The organism is Pseudomonas sp. LB3P81, assembly GCF_054897965.1.
The window spans coordinates 1,004,180-1,021,524 of sequence record NZ_JBUBVG010000001.1; the positions used below are offsets into that span (position 1 = coordinate 1,004,180).

The window sequence follows — 17,345 nt, forward strand, 5'->3', positions numbered from 1 at the left end:
GATGAACACCCTTCATGGATTTGCCGCACTGTGCCTGCTGTCTACGCCGATGTGGGCACAGGCGCAGCCGCAGTACACGGCCGAGGCCTGCTGCCAGCTGTGCCCGCAAGCGGCGCAGGCGACACTTTACGAGCAACCGGAGCTGAAAAACTACGCGACCCTGGTGGAGACCAAGGACCAGTGGCTCTTCCGCACCCGTAGCGATTTTCGCACCAACTTCGGCCTCGATGAGAGCGGTTACAAGGCCCTCAAGCGCCTGCGCGACGGGCTGGCCCAGCGCGGGGTCGAACTGGTGCTGGTGCTGCCACCCAGCCGTGGCTTGCTGCACGCCGACCGCCTGACGCCGCTGGAACTGGCCAGCTTCGATCAGGCCAGGGCCCGGCAAAACTACCTGCAAACACTGGACCGGGTGCGCGACTTGAGAATTCTGGTCCCCGACTTTACCAACCTGTTGAGTGCGCCACAGCCCGCCGGGCAGTCCTTCTACTTCAAGGGCGACCACAACTGGACGCCCTATGGCGCCGAGCGCAGCGCCCAATTGGTGGCCCAGACGCTCAAGGGCAACGATGTGCTCAAGGCGTTGCCGCATCAGGTCTTCGCCAGCCAGCCGGTCGGCCTGCTGGGACGCTCTGGCACGTTGCAAAAAGTCGCCGCACAGATCTGCGGCACCGGCTATGCGGCGCAGTATGTCACCCGTTATCAAACCCGGGCCCAGGGCGAGTCCAAGGCCCCCGCCAAGGTCGCATTGATCGGTACCAGCGCCAGCGGCGAGGCGTTCAATTTTGCCGGCTTCCTCCAACAATATCTGGAGACACCGGTCCGCAACTTCAGCGTACCGGCCGGTGGCTACGATGATTCGTTGATCGCCTACCTGCTCGGCGACGACTTCCAGAAAACCCCGCCGGCGGTGCTGGTATGGGAAACCGATAATCTCGACAGCCTCGGCAAAACCAGCTTCTACCGGCAGGCGATGGCGGCGCTGGGCGATGGCTGCGACAACCAGGCGCCGCTGCTTAAAAGCACTTCGACCCTGCACAGCGGGCGCAATCAGGTGTTGTTCAACGGTGGTGGCGGCAATGTGTATCCGATCAAGGGCAATCGTTATCAGGTCGACCTCAAGTTCGCTGATCCCGGTGTGCACGTGATGAACGCTACCCTGACCTACATGAACGGTCGCCAGGAAAACCTCAGCTTGAGTCGTTCGCCGACGGTCAATACCCAGGGCCGCTTCGTCTTCGAGCTGCGCGACGATAAGGACTGGGACGAACAGACTTTTCTTTCCATGGACGTGCAGCCACCGCCTGGAACGAACGCCATGGAGCTCTCGACCCGCTTGTGTGCCAAACCAGTCATCACGGCACCTTCCCTGCGCACCGCGCAGACGGAGGGGCAATGATGAGTCAGGCGCACTGGGCCGCCTTTGGCGTGGCCTTCATTCTGGCGGTGTCGGGCGTGCAGGCGACGGCCGCTCAACTTCGCCCGCCGCAGGGCTATTACGCGCCGGCCGTGGACAAGAAGGGCGACGCGCCGAGCTGTCCGGCGGTGCCCAAACCCTATACCGGTGACCTGCTGATCCCCAGCAAGTACGAGGGCTCGGGCAAGGCACGTGATCAGCTCAACGCGGAATCCAACAAACGCTACAAAGAAATGTCAGGCGATATCAACGAACTGGAAAAGGGCGTCAACAAACAAGTCGCCGCCTATTTACGGCTCGGCCGCACAGGACATGTGGACTGCACTTTGAGTTGGCTGGGCGATTGGGCCAAGGCGCAGGCGCTGCTGAGCACCACTTACACCCACACCGGCAAGTCGATGCGCAAATGGGCACTGGGCAGTGTTTCTTCGGCTTGGCTGCGGCTCAAGTATTCGAGTTCACAGCCGTTGAAGGGCCGCGAGGCGCAGACCCGGCCGATCGAGGCCTGGATCGGCCAGGTCGCCGATCAAGTGGTGCGCGATTGGCGCGACCAGCCGCTGGACCGGCTGAACAATCACCAGTATTGGGCGGCATGGTCCGTCATGGCGGCCTCGGTGGTGGTCGACCGGCGCGACCTGTTCGACTGGTCGGTCGCGCAGTTTCGCATCGGCGCTTCCCAGGTCGATGCAGACGGATACCTGCCCAACGAACTGGGCCGCGAAACCCGCGCACTGGCTTACCACAACTATGCGATGGGGCCGCTGATGATGATCGCCGCCTTCGCCCAAGCCAACGGCGTCGACCTGCGCGAAGAAAACCACGGCGCCATGCGGCGTCTGGCGGCGCGGGTCGAAGAAGGCATCAAGGATCCCCGCTCGTTTGAACGCAAGACCGGCTACAAACAAGAACTCGAGGACCTCAACGAGGACGGCAAGTTTGCCTGGCTGGAACCTTACTGCGCGTTGTACGACTGCTCGGCGCAAACCAACCGTTGGCGCCAATCGATCGAACCGATGAAAACCTACCGCCTGGGCGGCGACATCACCCAGCTGTTTGCTGACCAGAAAGAATAGGTGCAACAGCCAACACGCCCTGATTGCGGCCACTCTGAATTGAGCTTGTGTTTCAAATAATGGAAGGCAGTCCTTCGCTGTTCGAAGCGCCTTCATGTCGAGTGATGAAGGTGCGGGAGGAACGTAAAATGATTCCAGTCATTCTGTCCGGCGGCAGCGGTTCGCGATTGTGGCCTTTGTCGCGCAAGTTATATCCCAAACAGTTCCTGAGTCTGGCCGGCGAAGGGTCGCTGTTTCAACAGACCTTGCAGCGCCTGGCGTTCGACGGTATCGGCAAGCCCATTGTGGTTTGCAATCAAGAGCACCGCTTTATCGTCAATGAACAACTCGCCGCCATCGGCTGTACGCCGCAGGCGATATTGCTCGAACCCTTCGGCCGCAATACCGCCCCGGCAGTGGCACTGGCGGCCCTCAAGCTGATCGCCGAAGGCCGCGATGAGCTCATGCTGGTACTTCCGGCCGACCATGTAATCAGCGACGTTCCCGCCTTGCGCGCCACACTGGCACACGCGCAGGAAGAAGCGTTCAAAGGCAACCTCGTGCTGTTCGGCATTCCGGCGACGCGTCCGGAAACCGGCTTTGGCTACATCAAGGCCGACTGCAGCGATGCGGGTGCCAGCGCCTTCAAGGTCGAGAAATTTATCGAGAAACCCGACTCGCAAACCGCCGCCGAATTTGTCCGCTCCGGCGAGTACTTCTGGAACAGCGGCATGTTCCTGTTCCGTGCGAGCCGCTATCTCGACGAATTGCGCACTCACGAACCGGACATTTACGACAACTGCGTGATGGCCCTGGAGCGCAGCCACAGCAGCGAAGGCGTGACCAGCATCGATCGGGACACCTTCGAATGCTGCCCGGACAACTCCATCGACTATGCGGTGATGGAGCGCACCCATCTCGCCTGCGTCGTCCCGCTAAGTGCTGGCTGGAGTGACGTCGGTTGCTGGTCTTCGCTGTGGGATGTGCACGAAAAGGACACCGATGGCAATGTGCTCAAGGGCGATGTCGTCACCTACAACAGCCGCAGTTGCTTCGTACATGGCAATAGCAAGCTGGTGACCCTGCTCGGGGTGGAAAATCTGGTCGTGATAGAAACCGAGGATGCACTGATGGTCGCGCACCGCGACACCGTGCAAGACGTGAAAAAACTGGTGAATGCGCTCGACGCCCAAAACCGCTCGGAAACCCAGAACAACTGCGCGGTGTATCGTCCCTGGGGCAGCTACCATTCGGTGGACAACGGCATCCGCCACCAGGTCAAGCACATCACCGTCAAACCTGGCGCACAACTTTCCCTGCAAATGCATCACCACCGCGCCGAACACTGGATCGTGGTCTCCGGCACCGCCCAGGTGACGTGCAACGAAAAGGTCTTCCTGCTCACTGAAAACCAGTCCACCTACCTCCCGATCGCATCGGTACATCGCCTGGCCAACCCCGGAAAAATCCCGCTGGAAGTTATCGAAGTGCAGACCGGCAGCTACCTGGGCGAGGACGATATCAAGCGTCTGGAAGATGTCTACGGCAGGAATCAAGAGGTGAAGAGTTGAGGCCATTTACCGCAAGGACACACGTGGACCCCATTGCGCAGCGGATAATCGAGGTGATTGGTCACACGGTATAAAGGGATCACAGGCGGACGCAATGTAGTGTCCGCCTGCACTCCCCCCTGTGGGAGCGGGCTTGCTCACGAAGAGGCCCTGACATTCAACATCAACCTCGACTGTCACACCTTGCGCGAGCAAACCACCAGCGCCTCGCCCCCCAAACACCCACAAAACCTCAAAATTTAATGAACCCCACCGCCCCCTGCCCACCTAACCGTAAGACCATCAGGAGGGCAACTCATGCAAACCGAAACCATCTGGATCGTACTCGCCGCAGTTCTTGTGCTGGTCGAGCTATGGGCAATCAACAAAGTGCGCAAAGCCGAAGGCAAATCCAGCAACAAACTCGTATGGATGGTGGTGATCGTGTTTGTACCGCTGCCCCCGGTGTCAGGATAGTTGTCGCCTCTCCGGTTTTTCCTAAAAAAGCATATCGGGGGCGGAAAGAGACTGGTCGTGCCGTACTATTCACCTGAACGCAGAGCCGCATTACTCAAGATGCTGCTTCCCCCACTGAACCTGTCGATGGCCGAGGTTTCCCGGCGCGAAGGGGTCAGCGAAATGTCTTTGTCCAACTGGCGCAAGCAGCTCAGTTCTGAAGGAAGTGCAGTGTCCGAAAACAAGCAATCGGCTCAGAACTGGTCAGCCGAAACCAAGTTTGCTGTCGTCCTTGAAGCGGCCGGTTTGTCCGAGATCGACCTGGGCGAGTATTGCCGCCGCAAAGGCCTTTACCCCGAGCAAATCACTGCCTGGCGACAAGCCTTCATCACCGGCCAGAAATCGGAAAAGGCCCAGCAAAAAGAAGATCGGGAGCAGTCTCGCAAAGATAAGAAACGCATCCAGGAACTTGAGCGCGAACTGCGCCGCAAAGACAAGGCGCTCGCTGAAACAGCGGCGTTGTTGGTGCTGCGAAAAAAGCTCAACGACTACTGGGGGACCGACAACGAGGACAACTGACGTCTTTGCCAGAACGGCAGTTACTCGTGGACTGGCTGAGCAACGCGGTCGCGGCGGGAGCCAGAAAAATCAGGGCCTGCCTGGAAATCGGTCTATCGCTGCGGACTTTGCAACGGTGGACTGAAACAGACGTTATCCAGGCCGATGCCCGAACGACTGTCACACGGCCAACGCCGCGAAATGCACTAAACGAGGCTGAGCGACAGACCATTGTGACGCTGTGCAACAGCCTGGAGTACGCCCATCTGCCGCCGAGCCAGATCGTGCCGCGCCTGGCCGATCAAGGGCGCTATCTGGCGTCGGAGGCAACGTTTTATCGCGTCTTGCGTGCGGCGGGTCAACAGCAGCATCGAGGTCGTAGCCAGCGCCCCAGGCGGCACGCGGCCCCAACGACGCATGCGGCTGAAGCGCCCAATCAGGTGTGGTCATGGGACATCACGTATCTGCCGTCGCCGATACGCGGCAAGTATTACTACCTCTATCTGATCGAGGATATTTACAGCCGCAAGGCCGTGGGCTGGGAGGTCTACGACGCGGAAAGCGGCGAGAAAGCCGCCGCGCTGCTGCAACGCAGCGTGATCGGCGAGCAGTGTTTACACGAACCGCTGGTGCTGCACTCGGACAACGGAGCGCCGATGAAATCGGTGACGCTGTTGAGCAAGATGTACGAACTGGGCATCACGCCCTCGCGGGGCCGACCGCGGGTGAGCAACGACAATCCCTACTCGGAGTCGCTGTTTAGAACACTGAAGTACTGCCCGCAATGGCCGCAGCATGGCTTTGCCAGTCTGGACGCCGCACGAGCTTGGGTGAGGGATTTCATGCGCTGGTACAACAACGAACACCGGCATAGCCGTATCCGGTTCGTCACACCGGCTGAGCGGCATCGAGGACTGGACCATCAGGTCTTGGCCCGGCGACATGAGCTGTACGAACGAGCCAAAGAGAAAAAGCCGGAACGGTGGTCGGGTTGCACACGTAACTGGGAGCCGATCGGCACCGTGCTGTTGAACCCGGATCGAGAGCAACAGGTCGAGAAAAGAGCGGCATAGTTAGACGGTTGACGCGACAACTACCTTGAAAAACGCCGCGTTACAGCGCGCTATCGGGCAAAAGCCCCCGCATTTTATGTTGGAAAATCTGTCCCTTCACACAGTGATCAAGGCTTACACTACCGAGGAAATTGAAATGGAGCTGATGACGTTCGAAAGCCCGCTTAATGCGGTACTATCCGGGCAAGAAGCACCAGAGCGCTCGCTCAAGCGGAGAATCCCGATGACTGCAAAAACCAAAAAGCTTTCGGATAAGGAGATGGATGCTCTAGAGCGCCAGATACCTGATCTCGCTCAAATAGCCACCAAGACTGCTTATGCTCGCGCACTGTTGGTGAGCGATAGCGTACTTCGCGTCGATTCCGGCGATTTGGTATGGATCTCACTTGATGGCAGCAAGACTGTTGTAGCCAAAGCCAAGCCGCGCCGCAAAGTCAAGGTAGGTGAGGTAATCACAGTGCGCCGTATCGAAGATCAAACGGCTGGTGGTCGTGCCTAGGTTTCGGGTATTTGCGGGACCGAACGGGTCAGGCAAAAGCACCATCAAGGGAGAAATTGATCCCGTCCTTATCAAGATGTACGTGAATGCCGACGATCTCGAGAAGGAGGCAAAAGCTACCGGGTTCATCGACTTGGCTAACTTTGAAGTTACAACTACATTGTCTGAGTTGCTCACGTTCCATGCCGAACACTATCTGATAAGAAACAAAGAGCTCAGCGATCAAGCCAAACAAATTGGTTTGCTGGGCACCAAAGTTGACTACTGAAACGTAGACGTCAATTCCTATCTGGCGTCCGTGATATCGGACTTCATTCGCCAGCGCCTGCTGGAAAAAGGTGTGAGTTTTACCTTCGAAACAGTGATGTCACATCGAAGCAAGGTCGACTTCATGAAAGAAGCCCAAGCTCACGGTTATCGGATATATCTTTACTTCGTTTCGACTGAAAACCCGGCAATCAACATAGACCGGGTACAAATCAGAGTCCGCGAAGGTGGTCATCCCGTGGCACCTGACAAGGTGCGCGAACGGTACTACAAATCGCTGGGTCTACTACCAGAAGCCATTGCAGTCAGCAATCGCGCCTACATCTTCGATAACTCCGGCGATAGTACGGTTCTTCTTGCGGAAATTACTGATGGGGACAGCCTTGAATACCGTACTGAAGACATCCCTGACTGGTTCTTCGAGTCTTATGTCGATAAAGTGGAAAATATTTAAGCCCATGAATCATTAAATCGGCGGACGCAGCCTTCAGCACCTGCTACAGGCTGGCGTCCGTTTTTGAGATCAAAAGTTGGCCGGAGTGTTCGCGCTGATGATTTCCGCTTCATCCTGGCCAATATTGCGAAACTTGTGCGGCAGTGTGGTCGGGAAATAGTAGCCATCGCCAGCATTCAGCACACTGATCTGCCCATCAACCGTCAGCTCAACTGTCCCCCGGGTAACCAACCCACACTCCTCCCCTTCCGAATGCACAATCGGCTCTTCCCCCGAACTCGCCCCCGGTGCGTATTGCTCGCGCAACAACCGCATCTGCCGGCTCGGCACTGAAGCGCCAATCAACAACAACCGCAGCCCATGACGCCCGAGATCCGGCTGTTCATTGGCACGGAACACGTACTGATGCTCACGCGGCGGCTGATCAAAGGTGAAGAAATCCGCCAAAGACATCGGTATGCCTTCGAGCAGTTTTTTCAGGGAGCTGACGGAGGGACTGACGCGATTCTGTTCGATCAGGGAGATGGTGGCATTGGTGACGCCGCTACGCCGGGCCAGCTCGCGCTGGGAGAGTTTGTAGCTTTCGCGTACTAGTTTGAGTCGTGAGCCCGTGTCCATGACAGCCTTATGCGAGGAAAACTTAAGGGTTATGGGGGTGGATGGCGGGCTACTTTTGGCCGCGAAAGTACCGCTTCCCTGTCCCGGAATTGTGAAAGGCGGGTATTAAATCACGTTTGGTGGTGTTGCTCAGCAGGTTCGATGAATGGGTGGGTGAAAAGGTTGCTGGGGGTGGTGTCGGTTGGCTGAGGTGTGGGAATTGTGGGAGTGAGCTTGCTTGCGATGGAGGTGCGTCATTCGACATTGATGTTGAATGTGCTGGCCTCTTCGCGGGCAAGCCCGCTCCCACAGTTTGATCCCAGTGGTACACAGATTTTGTGTCCGGCATAGATCTGTTGTGGGAGCGGGCTTGCTCGCGAAGGCGGTGTGTCAGGCGACATTGATGGCGACTGATCTGGCCTCTTCGCGAGCAAGTCGAATCGTCGCACCGCCGCTCCCACAGGGATTTGTGTTGGGGTTAGATACCGAACCGATCGCGCAGCGCGTAATACGCGGCGCCCATGGCGGTGAGTGGGGCCTGGAAGGTGCGGCCGCCGATCATGGGCATGTGCGGTAGCGAGGCGAAAGCATCGAAGCGTTCGGCGTCGCCGCGGATCATTTCCGAGATCAGTTTGCCGGCCAGGTGTGAGCAGGTGACGCCGTGGCCGCTGTAGCCTTGCATGTAGTAGGCGTTTTTCTCGATGCGCCCGAATTGCGGCATGCGGGACATGGTCAGCAGGAAGTTGCCGGTCCAGCGGTAGTCGATCTTCACGTCCTTCAGTTGCGGGAAGGTCTTGAGGATTTTCGGTTTAATCAACTGCTCGATGTCGTCCGGTTCGCGTGCGCCGTAGACCACGCCGCCGCCGTACAGCAAACGGTTGTCGGCGGTGAGGCGGTAGTAGTCGAGCAGGTAGTTGCAGTCTTCGACGCAGTAGTTGTTTTTGATCAGGCTGCGCGCAACCTTCTCCGACAACGGTTCGGTAACGACAATTTGCGAGCCGCACGGCATGCTTTTGCTCGTCACGCGATTGTCGAGGCCCTGCGGCAGGTAGGCGTTGCCGGCGATCAGCAGGTATTTGGCGCGGACCAGGCCTTTGGCGGTGCGTACGGTGATCGGTTCGCCGTAGGTGATTTCCACGGCGGCCGATTGCTCGTAGATTTTGCCGCCCAGACCGATGATGGCCGAGGCTTCGCCGAGGGCCAGGTTCAGCGGATGGATGTGGCCGCCCTGCATGTCGAGCAGGCCGCCGACGTAGTTGTCACATCCGACTTCGCGCTTGATGTCCGCCGCGTCGAGCATTTTCAGGTTTTTGTTGCCGTAGCGTTCCCAACTGCTTTTCTGTTCGGCCAGGCCTTTGAGTTGCTTTTTGTTCAGCGCAGCGAAGATGCCGCCGGGGCGGTAGTCGCACTGGATGTCGTAGTGCTGTATGCGCTGACGGATGATGTCGGCGCCTTCGAAAATCATGCTGCCGAGGACTTCGGCGGTCTTGTCGCCGTAGCGCTCTTCGATGACATCGACGTCGCGGCTGTAGGAGTTGACCAGTTGGCCGCCGTTGCGACCGCTGGCGCCGAAACCGACTTTGGCGGCTTCGAGCACGGTCACGCTGTAGCCGGCCTCGGCGAGGAACAGTGCCGAGGACAAACCGGTGTAGCCGGCGCCGATGATGCAGACGTCGCAGTCCACCGCTTGTTCCAGCACCGGGAAGTCGCCGGTGAAGTTGCGGGTGGCGGCGTAGTAGCTGTTTACATGCTTTTGTTTAACAGAGTCTTGTTTCATAGGTTTCTCCGATGGCCGCCAGCATTCGCCGGCGACCGCCGTTGTAGAAGTGTTAGAGCTTGATCCAGGTCGCTTTGAGTTCGGTGTATTTGTCGAACGCGTGCAGCGATTTGTCCCGACCGTTACCCGACTGCTTGTACCCGCCGAACGGCGCGGTCATGTCGCCGCCGTCGTACTGGTTGACCCAGACGCTGCCGGCGCGCAAGCCGCGAGCGAAGGTGTGCGCCTTGCTCAGGTTGCTGGTCCAGACGCCTGCGGCCAGGCCGAAGATGCTGTCGTTGGCGATGGCCAAGGCTTCTTCAGCGGTGTCGAAGGTGATCAGCGAAAGCACCGGGCCGAAGATTTCTTCACGGGCGATGGTCATGGCGTTGGTCACGCCGTCGAAAATCGCCGGTTCCACGTACAGGCCACCGGTGGCTTCAAGGGTGCGGCTGCCGCCTGCAATGAGCTGCGCGCCCTGGTCTTTGCCGACCTGGATGTAGCGCAGCACGTTGTCCAGTTGACGCTGATCGACGACCGCGCCGACGGTGGTTTGCGGATCGAGGGCGTGCCCCGGTTTCCAGGCTTGCAGCGCTTCCACCAGCAGTGGAATGAACTGCTCGCGAATCGAACGCTCGACCAGCAAGCGCGAACCGGCGGTGCAGACTTCGCCCTGGTTGAAGGCAATCCCGCTGGCCGCTGCCTGTGCTGCCGCGCGCAGATCCGGCGCGTCGGCGAACACCACGTTCGGACTCTTCCCCCCTGCTTCGAGCCAGACGCGTTTCATGTTGCTTTGCCCGGCGTAGATCAGCAGTTGCTTGGCAATCGCGGTCGAGCCGGTGAAGGCCAGCACATCGACGTCCATGTGCAACGCCAGCGCCTTGCCGACGGTGTGGCCGTAGCCCGGCAGGACGTTGAACACGCCTTTCGGGATGCCGGCGTCCAGTGCCAACTGCGCGATGCGGATTGCGGTCAGTGGCGACTTTTCCGAAGGCTTGAGGATGAACGAGTTGCCCGCCGCGAGGGCCGGGGCGAACTTCCAGCTGGCCATGATCAGCGGAAAGTTCCACGGCACGATGGCGGCGACAACACCGGCAGGTTCGCGGGTAATGAGGCCGAGTTGGTCGTGCGGCGTGGCGGCGACTTCGTCGTAGATCTTGTCGATGGCTTCGGCGGTCCAGCGGATCGCGTTGGCGGTCGCCGGGATGTCGATGTTCATCGAGTCGTTGATCGGTTTGCCCATGTCGAGGGTTTCGAGCAGGGCGAGTTCTTCCTGGTTGGCCAGGATCAGGTCCGCGAAGCGGATCAGGATGCGCTTGCGTTCTGCGGGTGCCAAACGCGCCCAGATGCCGGAGTCGAAGGTGCGGCGTGCGACGGCCACGGCTTCGTTGGCGTCGGCTTCGTCGGTGCTGGCGACGTTGGCCAGGAAGCGGCCGTCGACCGGGCTGATGCATTCGAAGGTATCACCGCTGAGGGCGGCGCGGTATTGGCCGTCGATGAAGGCGCGGCTTTCGATGGTTAAGGACTGGAAGCGTTGTTCCCAGTCGCTGCGAGTGTTTGTCATGGTTGTGACTCGACGCAGAGGAATAAGTGATCGTCTGGCCGGCGCCATGTAGGAGCTGCCGAAGGCTGCGATCTTTTGATTTTGATCTTTAAAAGCAAAGTCAAAAGATCGCAGCCTTCGGCAGCTCCTACAGGGTTATTTTGCCCGCCATCAAATATGGGTTTTGGCCCATCAAACCGTGTGCAAATACCAGTTGTACTCAAGGTCCGAAATGGAATTCTCAAACTCGGCCAGCTCGCTTTCCTTGCACGCCACGAACACGTCGATGTACAGCGGGTCGATGTATTTGGACATGACTTCGCTGTCGTCCAGCTCGCGCAGTGCATCGCGCAGGTTGTTCGGCAGGCTCTGCTCGTTTTGCTCGTAGCTGTTGCCTTCCACCGGAGCACCCGGTTCGATCTGGTTGGTCAGGCCGTGGTGAATACCGGCCAGCACCGACGCCATCAGCAAGTACGGGTTAGCGTCGGCACCGGCCACGCGGTGTTCAATGCGCACAGCGTCCGCCGAACCGGTCGGCACTCGTACTGCAACAGTACGGTTATCAATGCCCCAGCTCGGCGAGTTCGGCACGTAGAACTGCGCGCCGAAACGGCGGTACGAGTTGACGTTCGGGCAGAGGAACGCCATCTGCGCCGGCAGGGTCTCGAGCACACCGCCGATCGCGTGTCGCAGCGCGGCGTTCTGCTCGGGATCCTCGCTGGCAAAGATGTTGTTGCCTTCTTTGTCGAGAATCGAAATGTGCACGTGCAAACCGTTGCCCGCCTGGCCCGGATACGGCTTGGCCATAAACGTGGTGTCCATCTCATGGTCGTAGGCGATGTTCTTCACCAGACGCTTGAGCAACACCGCGTAGTCGCAGGCCTTGATCGGGTCGTTGACGTGATGCAGGTTCACTTCGAATTGCGCCGGGGCGCTTTCCTTGACGATGGCGTCGGCAGGAATGCCCTGTTCTTTCGCGCCTTCGAGGATGTCTTGCAGGCAATCGACGTATTCGTCGAGGTCGTCGATCAGGTACACCTGAGTCGACACCGGACGCTTGCCCGATACCGGCGAACGCGGCGACTGCGGACGACCGTTCACGTTGTCCTGGTCGATCAGGTAAAACTCCAGTTCAAACGCCGCGCAGATGGTCAGGCCAAGTTCGTCAAATTTGCGCACCACGTTGGCCAGCACTTCGCGCGGATCGGCGAAGAACGCCTCGCCTTCCAGTTCGTGCATGGTCATCAGCAACTGAGCGGTTGGGCGCTTTTGCCACGGCTCGATGCTCAAGGTGCCAGGGATGGGGAAGCAGATCCGGTCAGAGTCGCCGATGTCCAGACCCAGGCCGGTGCTTTCCACCGTGGAGCCGTTGATGTCCAGGGCAAACAGAGACGCCGGGAGGTTGATGCCTTTTTCGTAGACCTTATGAAGACTGGTGCGCTCGATGCGCTTGCCGCGCACCACACCGTTCATATCCGCAATCAGAAGGTCGACGTACAAAACCTCAGGATATTTCTTAAGGAATGCGTTTGCTTCGTTGAGTTGAACGGCACGCAGAGGGACCGACATGATGCACCTATTAGCTGTTAATTATTATGTTCACCGCTGTTTCGCCGAGCCAGTCAACCCGAACGGCAAAGTGAAGTCAATAGCGAACACCTGACCTCTCATCCTTTATTTTCTGGCCTTTTTTGGGCACAAGAGTGCCAGATCAGTCCTGAGCACCGCGTAAATCCTGGCGATCGGACGTGCGGCGTTTAGAATTTTTTACATGAGAGTTGTTAATTAAAATCAACAAGGCTAAGCTCCGGAAAAGCTCGTTCAAGTGTGAAACTTCGAGGTGATAAAAATGGCATTCAAGCCATTGATCGGCGTTACTGCGTGCGTCAAACAGATTGGCCTGCACCCCTACCACGTCAGCGGCGACAAGTACTTGCGCGCTGTCAGCGTCGCGGCTTTGGGGCTGCCTGTAATCATTCCTTCCTTAGGCGAACTGACCGAAATCGAGGATGTGCTCGCGCACCTTGACGGTCTGTTGCTGACCGGGTCGCCCTCTAATGTGGAACCTTTCCACTATCAAGGCCCGGCCAGCGCTCCCGGCACGGATCACGATCCGGCGCGGGACGCCACCACCCTTCCTTTATTACGTGCGGCCATTGCGGCAGGCGTTCCGGTGCTCGGCATCTGCCGTGGCTTTCAGGAAATGAACGTGGCCTTCGGCGGCAGCCTGCACCAGAAGGTGCATGAACTGCCGGGCATGCTCGATCACCGCGAAGCGGACAGTCCCGAGCTGGCGGTGCAATACGCCCCGGCGCATGCGGTGACGGTGCAACCGGGTGGCGTGTTCGAAGCGCTGGAGCTGCCGGCCGAGTTCATGGTCAATTCGATTCACAGCCAGGGCATCGACCGCCTCGCTCCCGGCCTGCGCGCCGAGGCGATTGCGCCGGACGGTTTGATCGAGGCGATTTCGGTGGACCACAGCCCGACCTTTGCCGTCGGCGTGCAATGGCACCCGGAATGGCAGGTGCTTTCGAATCCGCCCTATTTGAATATTTTCCAGGCGTTCGGCGATGCATGCCGGCGACGGGCTGCGCTGCGTAAAACCCGCTGACCTAAAACACTGAATGACTGCCCCCGTGAGTCAGGCGGGCGTGCCTTTGCGCGTCCGTGATTCGCGAAACAACACACTGCAATAACAACAAGTACGACCCAGGCAGCCAGGACGGCGGCGCCGAATAAGCCCGAGCGGTATGGATGAAGCAATTGATCCAAACGCAAATCCCTGTGGGAGCGGGCTTGCTCACGAAGACGGAGTGTCAGTCGACATCATTGTTGCCTGATACACCGCCTTCGCGAGCAAGCCCGCTCCCACAGGGGATCACTGCACACCCCGGGCTTGCAATCCACTCTTAAGTCAGGCCGCGTTGGCCCGACGACTGAAACCTGTTGGGAGTTTCACATGGCAAACGCCTCCAGCATTTACAGGAAGGCTCTTGAAGGTCACCAGGCACCGAAAAAGGTGTTGGTGAAAGTCGACCGCGTCACCAAGAAATTCGACGAAACCACCGCAGTGGACGATGTCTCGCTTGAGATTCATCAAGGGGAAATCTTCGCCCTGCTCGGCGGTTCCGGTTCCGGCAAATCGACGCTGCTGCGCATGCTCGCCGGCTTCGAGCGCCCGACCGAAGGGCGGATTCTGCTCGATGGCGTGGACATCACCGACATGCCGCCGTATGAACGGCCGATCAACATGATGTTCCAGTCGTACGCCTTGTTCCCGCACATGACCGTGGCGCAGAACATTGCCTTCGGCCTGAAGCAGGACCGTTTGCCCGCCAGTGAAATCGACGCCCGCGTTGAAGAGATGCTGCGCCTGGTGCACATGACCCAATACGCCAAACGCAAACCCCATCAGTTGTCCGGCGGTCAGCGTCAGCGCGTGGCCCTCGCCCGCTCCCTGGCCAAGCGTCCGAAGCTGTTGCTGCTCGATGAACCGATGGGCGCGCTGGATAAAAAACTGCGTTCGCAGATGCAGCTTGAGCTGGTGGAAATCATCGAGCGCGTTGGCGTGACCTGCGTGATGGTGACTCACGATCAGGAAGAGGCCATGACCATGGCCCAGCGCATCGCGATCATGCACCTCGGCTGGATCGCCCAGATCGGCAGCCCGGTCGACATTTATGAAGCACCGGTCAGCCGCATGGTCTGCGAGTTCATCGGCAACGTGAACGCCTTCGACGGCACCGTTGTGGAAGACCTTGAAGGTCACGCGATCATTCACAGCAAGGATCTGGAACAGAAGATCTACGTCGGTCACGGCGTCAGCACCTCGGTGGAGGACAAGTCCATCACCTACGCGATCCGCCCGGAAAAACTGCTGGTCAGCACCACCCAACCCGAGTCCCGCTACAACTGGTCCCAGGGCAAAGTGCATGACATCGCCTACCTCGGCGGTCACTCGGTGTTCTACGTCGAATTGCCTGGCGGCAAAGTCGTGCAGTCGTTCATGGCCAACGCCGAACGCCGTGGCGCGCGTCCGACCTGGGACGACAAAGTCTACGTCTGGTGGGAAGACGACAGCGGCGTGGTACTGCGCTCATGAAAACACTCAATCAGCAGTTCATGCGGCTGATGCCGAGTGGTCGAAAGCTCGTCATCGGGATTCCATTCCTGTGGCTGTGCCTGTTTTTCCTGTTGCCGTTCTTCCTGGTGATGAAGATCAGCTTCTCGGAAGCGGCGCTGGCCATTCCTCCCTACTCCGAGATCTACACCTTCGCCGAACAGAAATTCCAGCTGTTCCTGAACGTCGGCAACTACCTGCTGCTGACCCAGGATGAGCTGTACATCTCGGCCTACTTCGGCTCGTTGAAGGTCGCGTTTTTCAGCACGCTGATGTGCCTGGTGATCGGTTTCCCGATGGCCTATGCGATCACCAAAGCGAGCAAGGAAGCGCAAAACGTCTTGCTGCTGTTGATCATGATGCCAACCTGGACCGCGATCCTGATCCGCGTTTACGCGTGGATGGGCATCCTCAGCAACAACGGTTTGCTCAACGGGTTTTTGATGTGGACCGGGCTGACCGATCACCCGATCGAGATCCTCAACACCAACACGGCCGTGTATATCGGCGTGGTTTACGCCTACCTCCCGTTCATGGTGTTGCCGCTGTACGCCAACCTGGTCAAGCACGATCAAAGCTTGCTGGAAGCGGGTTCGGATTTGGGTTCGAGCAACTTCAACAACTTCTGGAAAATCACCGTGCCGCTGGCCAAGAACGGCATCATCGCCGGTTGCATGCTGGTGTTCATTCCGGTGGTCGGTGAGTTCGTGATTCCGGAACTGCTGGGCGGCCCGGAAACCCTGATGATCGGCCGTGTGCTGTGGCAGGAATTCTTCAACAACCGCGACTGGCCGGTGGCGTCTGCCCTGGCGGTGGTGATGCTGTTAATCCTGATTGTGCCGATTCTGCTGTTCAACCGTAGCCAGGCCAAAGAGATGGAGGGTCGGGGATGAAACGCTTCGGATTTTCAAAGTTTATGCTGATTTTCGGCCTGTCGTTTATCTACCTGCCGATGCTGATTCTGGTGATCTACTCGTTCAACGCTTCCAAACTGGTGACGGTGTGGGGCGGCTGGTCGGTGAAGTGGTATGTCGGTTTGCTCGACAACTCGCAACTGATGGGCTCGGTGGTGCGCTCGCTGGAAATCGCCTGCTACACCGCGATTGCGGCGGTAGCGCTGGGGACGTTGGCGGCGTTTGTGCTGACCCGCGTGACGCGTTTCAAGGGTCGTACGCTGTTTGGTGGTCTGGTCACCGCGCCGTTGGTGATGCCGGAAGTGATCACCGGTCTGTCGCTGTTGCTGCTGTTCGTGGCCATGGCACAGTTGATCGGCTGGCCGATGGAGCGTGGCATCGTCACCATCTGGATCGCCCACACCACGTTCTGTGCCGCTTATGTCGCGGTGGTAGTCTCCGCCCGCCTTCGTGAGCTGGACCTGTCCATCGAAGAAGCGGCCATGGACCTCGGGGCGAAACCGTTCAAGGTGTTTTTCCTGATCACCATTCCGATGATCGCGCCGTCACTGGCGGCCGGCGGCATGATGTCGTTTGCCCTGTCGCTGGATGACCTGGTACTGGCGAGCTTTGTGTCCGGCCCGGGTTCCACGACCCTGCCTATGGAAGTGTTCTCGGCGGTGCGTCTGGGCGTGAAACCCGAGATCAACGCCGTGGCCAGCCTGATTCTGCTCGCCGTTTCGATCGTGACCTTCATGGTCTGGTACTTCAGCCGCCGCGCCGAAGCCACCCGCAAACGTGCGATCCAGGAAGCGATGGACCAGACCGCCAGCGAATCCTGGCAACAGCCGAAAAAGCAAATGGTAGAAGCGACGGCTTAGTGCCACCGCAGTTGAGTTAAGTGAACACTTTTCTGTGGCGAGCGAGCTTGCTCGCGCTGGGTTGCGAAGCGACCCCAAAAATTCTGGCAACCCTGCCAATTTTGTGAGTGCTGCGCACTCAAGCGGGAGCAAGCTCCCTCGCCACAGGTTTTGTGTTTACTCCACAGGATTTGTGTTTACTCAACAGGTTTTGTGTTTACTCAACAGGTTTTGTGTTCACCGCATTTTGGCT

General features: G+C 58.7%; 16 protein-coding genes. 12 read left to right on the forward strand and 4 right to left on the reverse strand.

The annotated features are described in order from the left end of the window. The first annotated feature begins 1 nt into the window (after position 1). The 8 genes from ACYZTL_RS04515 (at position 2) to ACYZTL_RS04550 (ending at position 7,323) form a co-directional block, all read left to right on the forward strand. Positions 2-1,396: an alginate O-acetyltransferase AlgX-related protein gene (locus ACYZTL_RS04515; RefSeq protein ID WP_461950763.1), complete on the forward strand. Its 1,395-nt coding sequence runs from the start codon at positions 2-4 to the stop codon at positions 1,394-1,396. Beyond that, a complete protein-coding gene (locus ACYZTL_RS04520) occupies positions 1,396-2,487 on the forward strand; it encodes a mannuronate-specific alginate lyase (RefSeq protein ID WP_461950764.1) in 1,092 nt (363 codons plus the stop codon). Before ACYZTL_RS04515 ends, ACYZTL_RS04520 begins: the two co-directional genes overlap by 1 nt. Before the next feature lie 128 nt (positions 2,488-2,615). After that, complete coding sequence (locus tag ACYZTL_RS04525; RefSeq protein ID WP_461950765.1) at positions 2,616-4,037, forward strand: mannose-1-phosphate guanylyltransferase/mannose-6-phosphate isomerase; 1,422 nt, start codon at positions 2,616-2,618, stop codon at positions 4,035-4,037. A gap of 297 nt (positions 4,038-4,334) precedes the next feature. Then, positions 4,335-4,493 (forward strand): hypothetical protein, encoded by a 159-nt coding sequence (locus tag ACYZTL_RS04530; protein WP_461950766.1) that lies wholly within the window; start codon positions 4,335-4,337, stop codon positions 4,491-4,493. A gap of 57 nt (positions 4,494-4,550) precedes the next feature. Next, positions 4,551-6,103 (forward strand): IS3 family transposase gene (locus ACYZTL_RS04535; RefSeq protein ID WP_461950368.1). Its coding sequence is split into 2 segments (ribosomal slippage): positions 4,551-5,013 and positions 5,013-6,103, totalling 1,554 coding nucleotides; the frame shifts between segments, so codons are not numbered across the junction. A 25-nt stretch (positions 6,104-6,128) separates the two neighbouring features. Further along, the gene (locus ACYZTL_RS04540; RefSeq protein WP_461950767.1) at positions 6,129-6,602 is read left to right on the forward strand and encodes a hypothetical protein; all 474 of its coding nucleotides are present in this window, start codon (positions 6,129-6,131) and stop codon (positions 6,600-6,602) included. 82 nt (positions 6,603-6,684) lie between these two features. Next, positions 6,685-6,870 carry a hypothetical protein gene (locus tag ACYZTL_RS04545; RefSeq protein ID WP_461950768.1) on the forward strand — a complete coding sequence of 62 codons (186 nt, stop codon included), beginning with the start codon at positions 6,685-6,687 and terminating at the stop codon, positions 6,868-6,870. A 30-nt stretch (positions 6,871-6,900) separates the two neighbouring features. Beyond that, entirely contained in the window at positions 6,901-7,323 is a 423-nt protein-coding gene (locus ACYZTL_RS04550) for a zeta toxin family protein (protein ID WP_461950769.1), read from the forward strand. 69 nt (positions 7,324-7,392) lie between these two features. Here the strand turns inward: ACYZTL_RS04550 and ACYZTL_RS04555 are convergent, their stop codons facing one another. The 4 genes from ACYZTL_RS04555 to ACYZTL_RS04570 form a co-directional block, all read right to left on the reverse strand. Further along, a complete protein-coding gene (locus ACYZTL_RS04555) occupies positions 7,393-7,941 on the reverse strand; it encodes a cupin domain-containing protein (RefSeq protein WP_007946335.1) in 549 nt (182 codons plus the stop codon). A 457-nt stretch (positions 7,942-8,398) separates the two neighbouring features. Then, positions 8,399-9,697, reverse strand: coding sequence for an NAD(P)/FAD-dependent oxidoreductase (locus ACYZTL_RS04560; protein ID WP_461950770.1), 1,299 nt, complete (start codon positions 9,695-9,697; stop codon positions 8,399-8,401). Between the two features lie 52 nt (positions 9,698-9,749). Then, complete coding sequence (locus tag ACYZTL_RS04565; RefSeq protein ID WP_461950771.1) at positions 9,750-11,240, reverse strand: aldehyde dehydrogenase; 1,491 nt, start codon at positions 11,238-11,240, stop codon at positions 9,750-9,752. A 171-nt stretch (positions 11,241-11,411) separates the two neighbouring features. Then, entirely contained in the window at positions 11,412-12,788 is a 1,377-nt protein-coding gene (locus tag ACYZTL_RS04570; RefSeq protein WP_461950772.1) for a glutamine synthetase family protein, read from the reverse strand. A 280-nt stretch (positions 12,789-13,068) separates the two neighbouring features. Between ACYZTL_RS04570 and ACYZTL_RS04575 the strand changes: the two genes are divergently transcribed. The 4 genes from ACYZTL_RS04575 to ACYZTL_RS04590 all read left to right on the forward strand — a co-directional run bounded on the left by ACYZTL_RS04575 (position 13,069) and on the right by ACYZTL_RS04590 (position 17,113). Then, the gene (locus tag ACYZTL_RS04575; protein WP_461950773.1) at positions 13,069-13,830 is read left to right on the forward strand and encodes a gamma-glutamyl-gamma-aminobutyrate hydrolase family protein; all 762 of its coding nucleotides are present in this window, start codon (positions 13,069-13,071) and stop codon (positions 13,828-13,830) included. Positions 13,831-14,178: 348 nt separating this feature from the next. Next, a complete protein-coding gene (locus ACYZTL_RS04580; protein ID WP_461950774.1) occupies positions 14,179-15,321 on the forward strand; it encodes an ABC transporter ATP-binding protein in 1,143 nt (380 codons plus the stop codon). 29 nt (positions 15,322-15,350) lie between these two features. Beyond that, positions 15,351-16,232 (forward strand): ABC transporter permease subunit, encoded by an 882-nt coding sequence (locus ACYZTL_RS04585; protein ID WP_461954256.1) that lies wholly within the window; start codon positions 15,351-15,353, stop codon positions 16,230-16,232. Next, the gene (locus tag ACYZTL_RS04590) at positions 16,229-17,113 is read left to right on the forward strand and encodes an ABC transporter permease subunit (protein ID WP_461950775.1); all 885 of its coding nucleotides are present in this window, start codon (positions 16,229-16,231) and stop codon (positions 17,111-17,113) included. Before ACYZTL_RS04585 ends, ACYZTL_RS04590 begins: the two co-directional genes overlap by 4 nt. The last annotated feature ends 232 nt before the right edge of the window (positions 17,114-17,345 follow it).

Excerpts from the sequence above, each read along its gene's own strand:
- ACYZTL_RS04515 (WP_461950763.1), top strand. The coding sequence starts at position 2 with ATGAACACCCTTCATGGATTTGCCGCACTGTGCCTGCTGTCTACGCCG.
- ACYZTL_RS04520 (WP_461950764.1), top strand. The coding sequence starts at position 1,396 with ATGAGTCAGGCGCACTGGGCCGCCTTTGGCGTGGCCTTCATTCTGGCG.
- ACYZTL_RS04525 (WP_461950765.1), top strand. The coding sequence starts at position 2,616 with ATGATTCCAGTCATTCTGTCCGGCGGCAGCGGTTCGCGATTGTGGCCT.
- ACYZTL_RS04530 (WP_461950766.1), top strand. The coding sequence starts at position 4,335 with ATGCAAACCGAAACCATCTGGATCGTACTCGCCGCAGTTCTTGTGCTG.
- ACYZTL_RS04555 (WP_007946335.1), bottom strand. The coding sequence starts at position 7,941 with ATGGACACGGGCTCACGACTCAAACTAGTACGCGAAAGCTACAAACTC.
- ACYZTL_RS04560 (WP_461950770.1), bottom strand. The coding sequence starts at position 9,697 with ATGAAACAAGACTCTGTTAAACAAAAGCATGTAAACAGCTACTACGCC.
- ACYZTL_RS04565 (WP_461950771.1), bottom strand. The coding sequence starts at position 11,240 with ATGACAAACACTCGCAGCGACTGGGAACAACGCTTCCAGTCCTTAACC.
- ACYZTL_RS04570 (WP_461950772.1), bottom strand. The coding sequence starts at position 12,788 with ATGTCGGTCCCTCTGCGTGCCGTTCAACTCAACGAAGCAAACGCATTC.
- ACYZTL_RS04575 (WP_461950773.1), top strand. The coding sequence starts at position 13,069 with ATGGCATTCAAGCCATTGATCGGCGTTACTGCGTGCGTCAAACAGATT.
- ACYZTL_RS04580 (WP_461950774.1), top strand. The coding sequence starts at position 14,179 with ATGGCAAACGCCTCCAGCATTTACAGGAAGGCTCTTGAAGGTCACCAG.
- ACYZTL_RS04585 (WP_461954256.1), top strand. The coding sequence starts at position 15,351 with ATGCCGAGTGGTCGAAAGCTCGTCATCGGGATTCCATTCCTGTGGCTG.
- ACYZTL_RS04590 (WP_461950775.1), top strand. The coding sequence starts at position 16,229 with ATGAAACGCTTCGGATTTTCAAAGTTTATGCTGATTTTCGGCCTGTCG.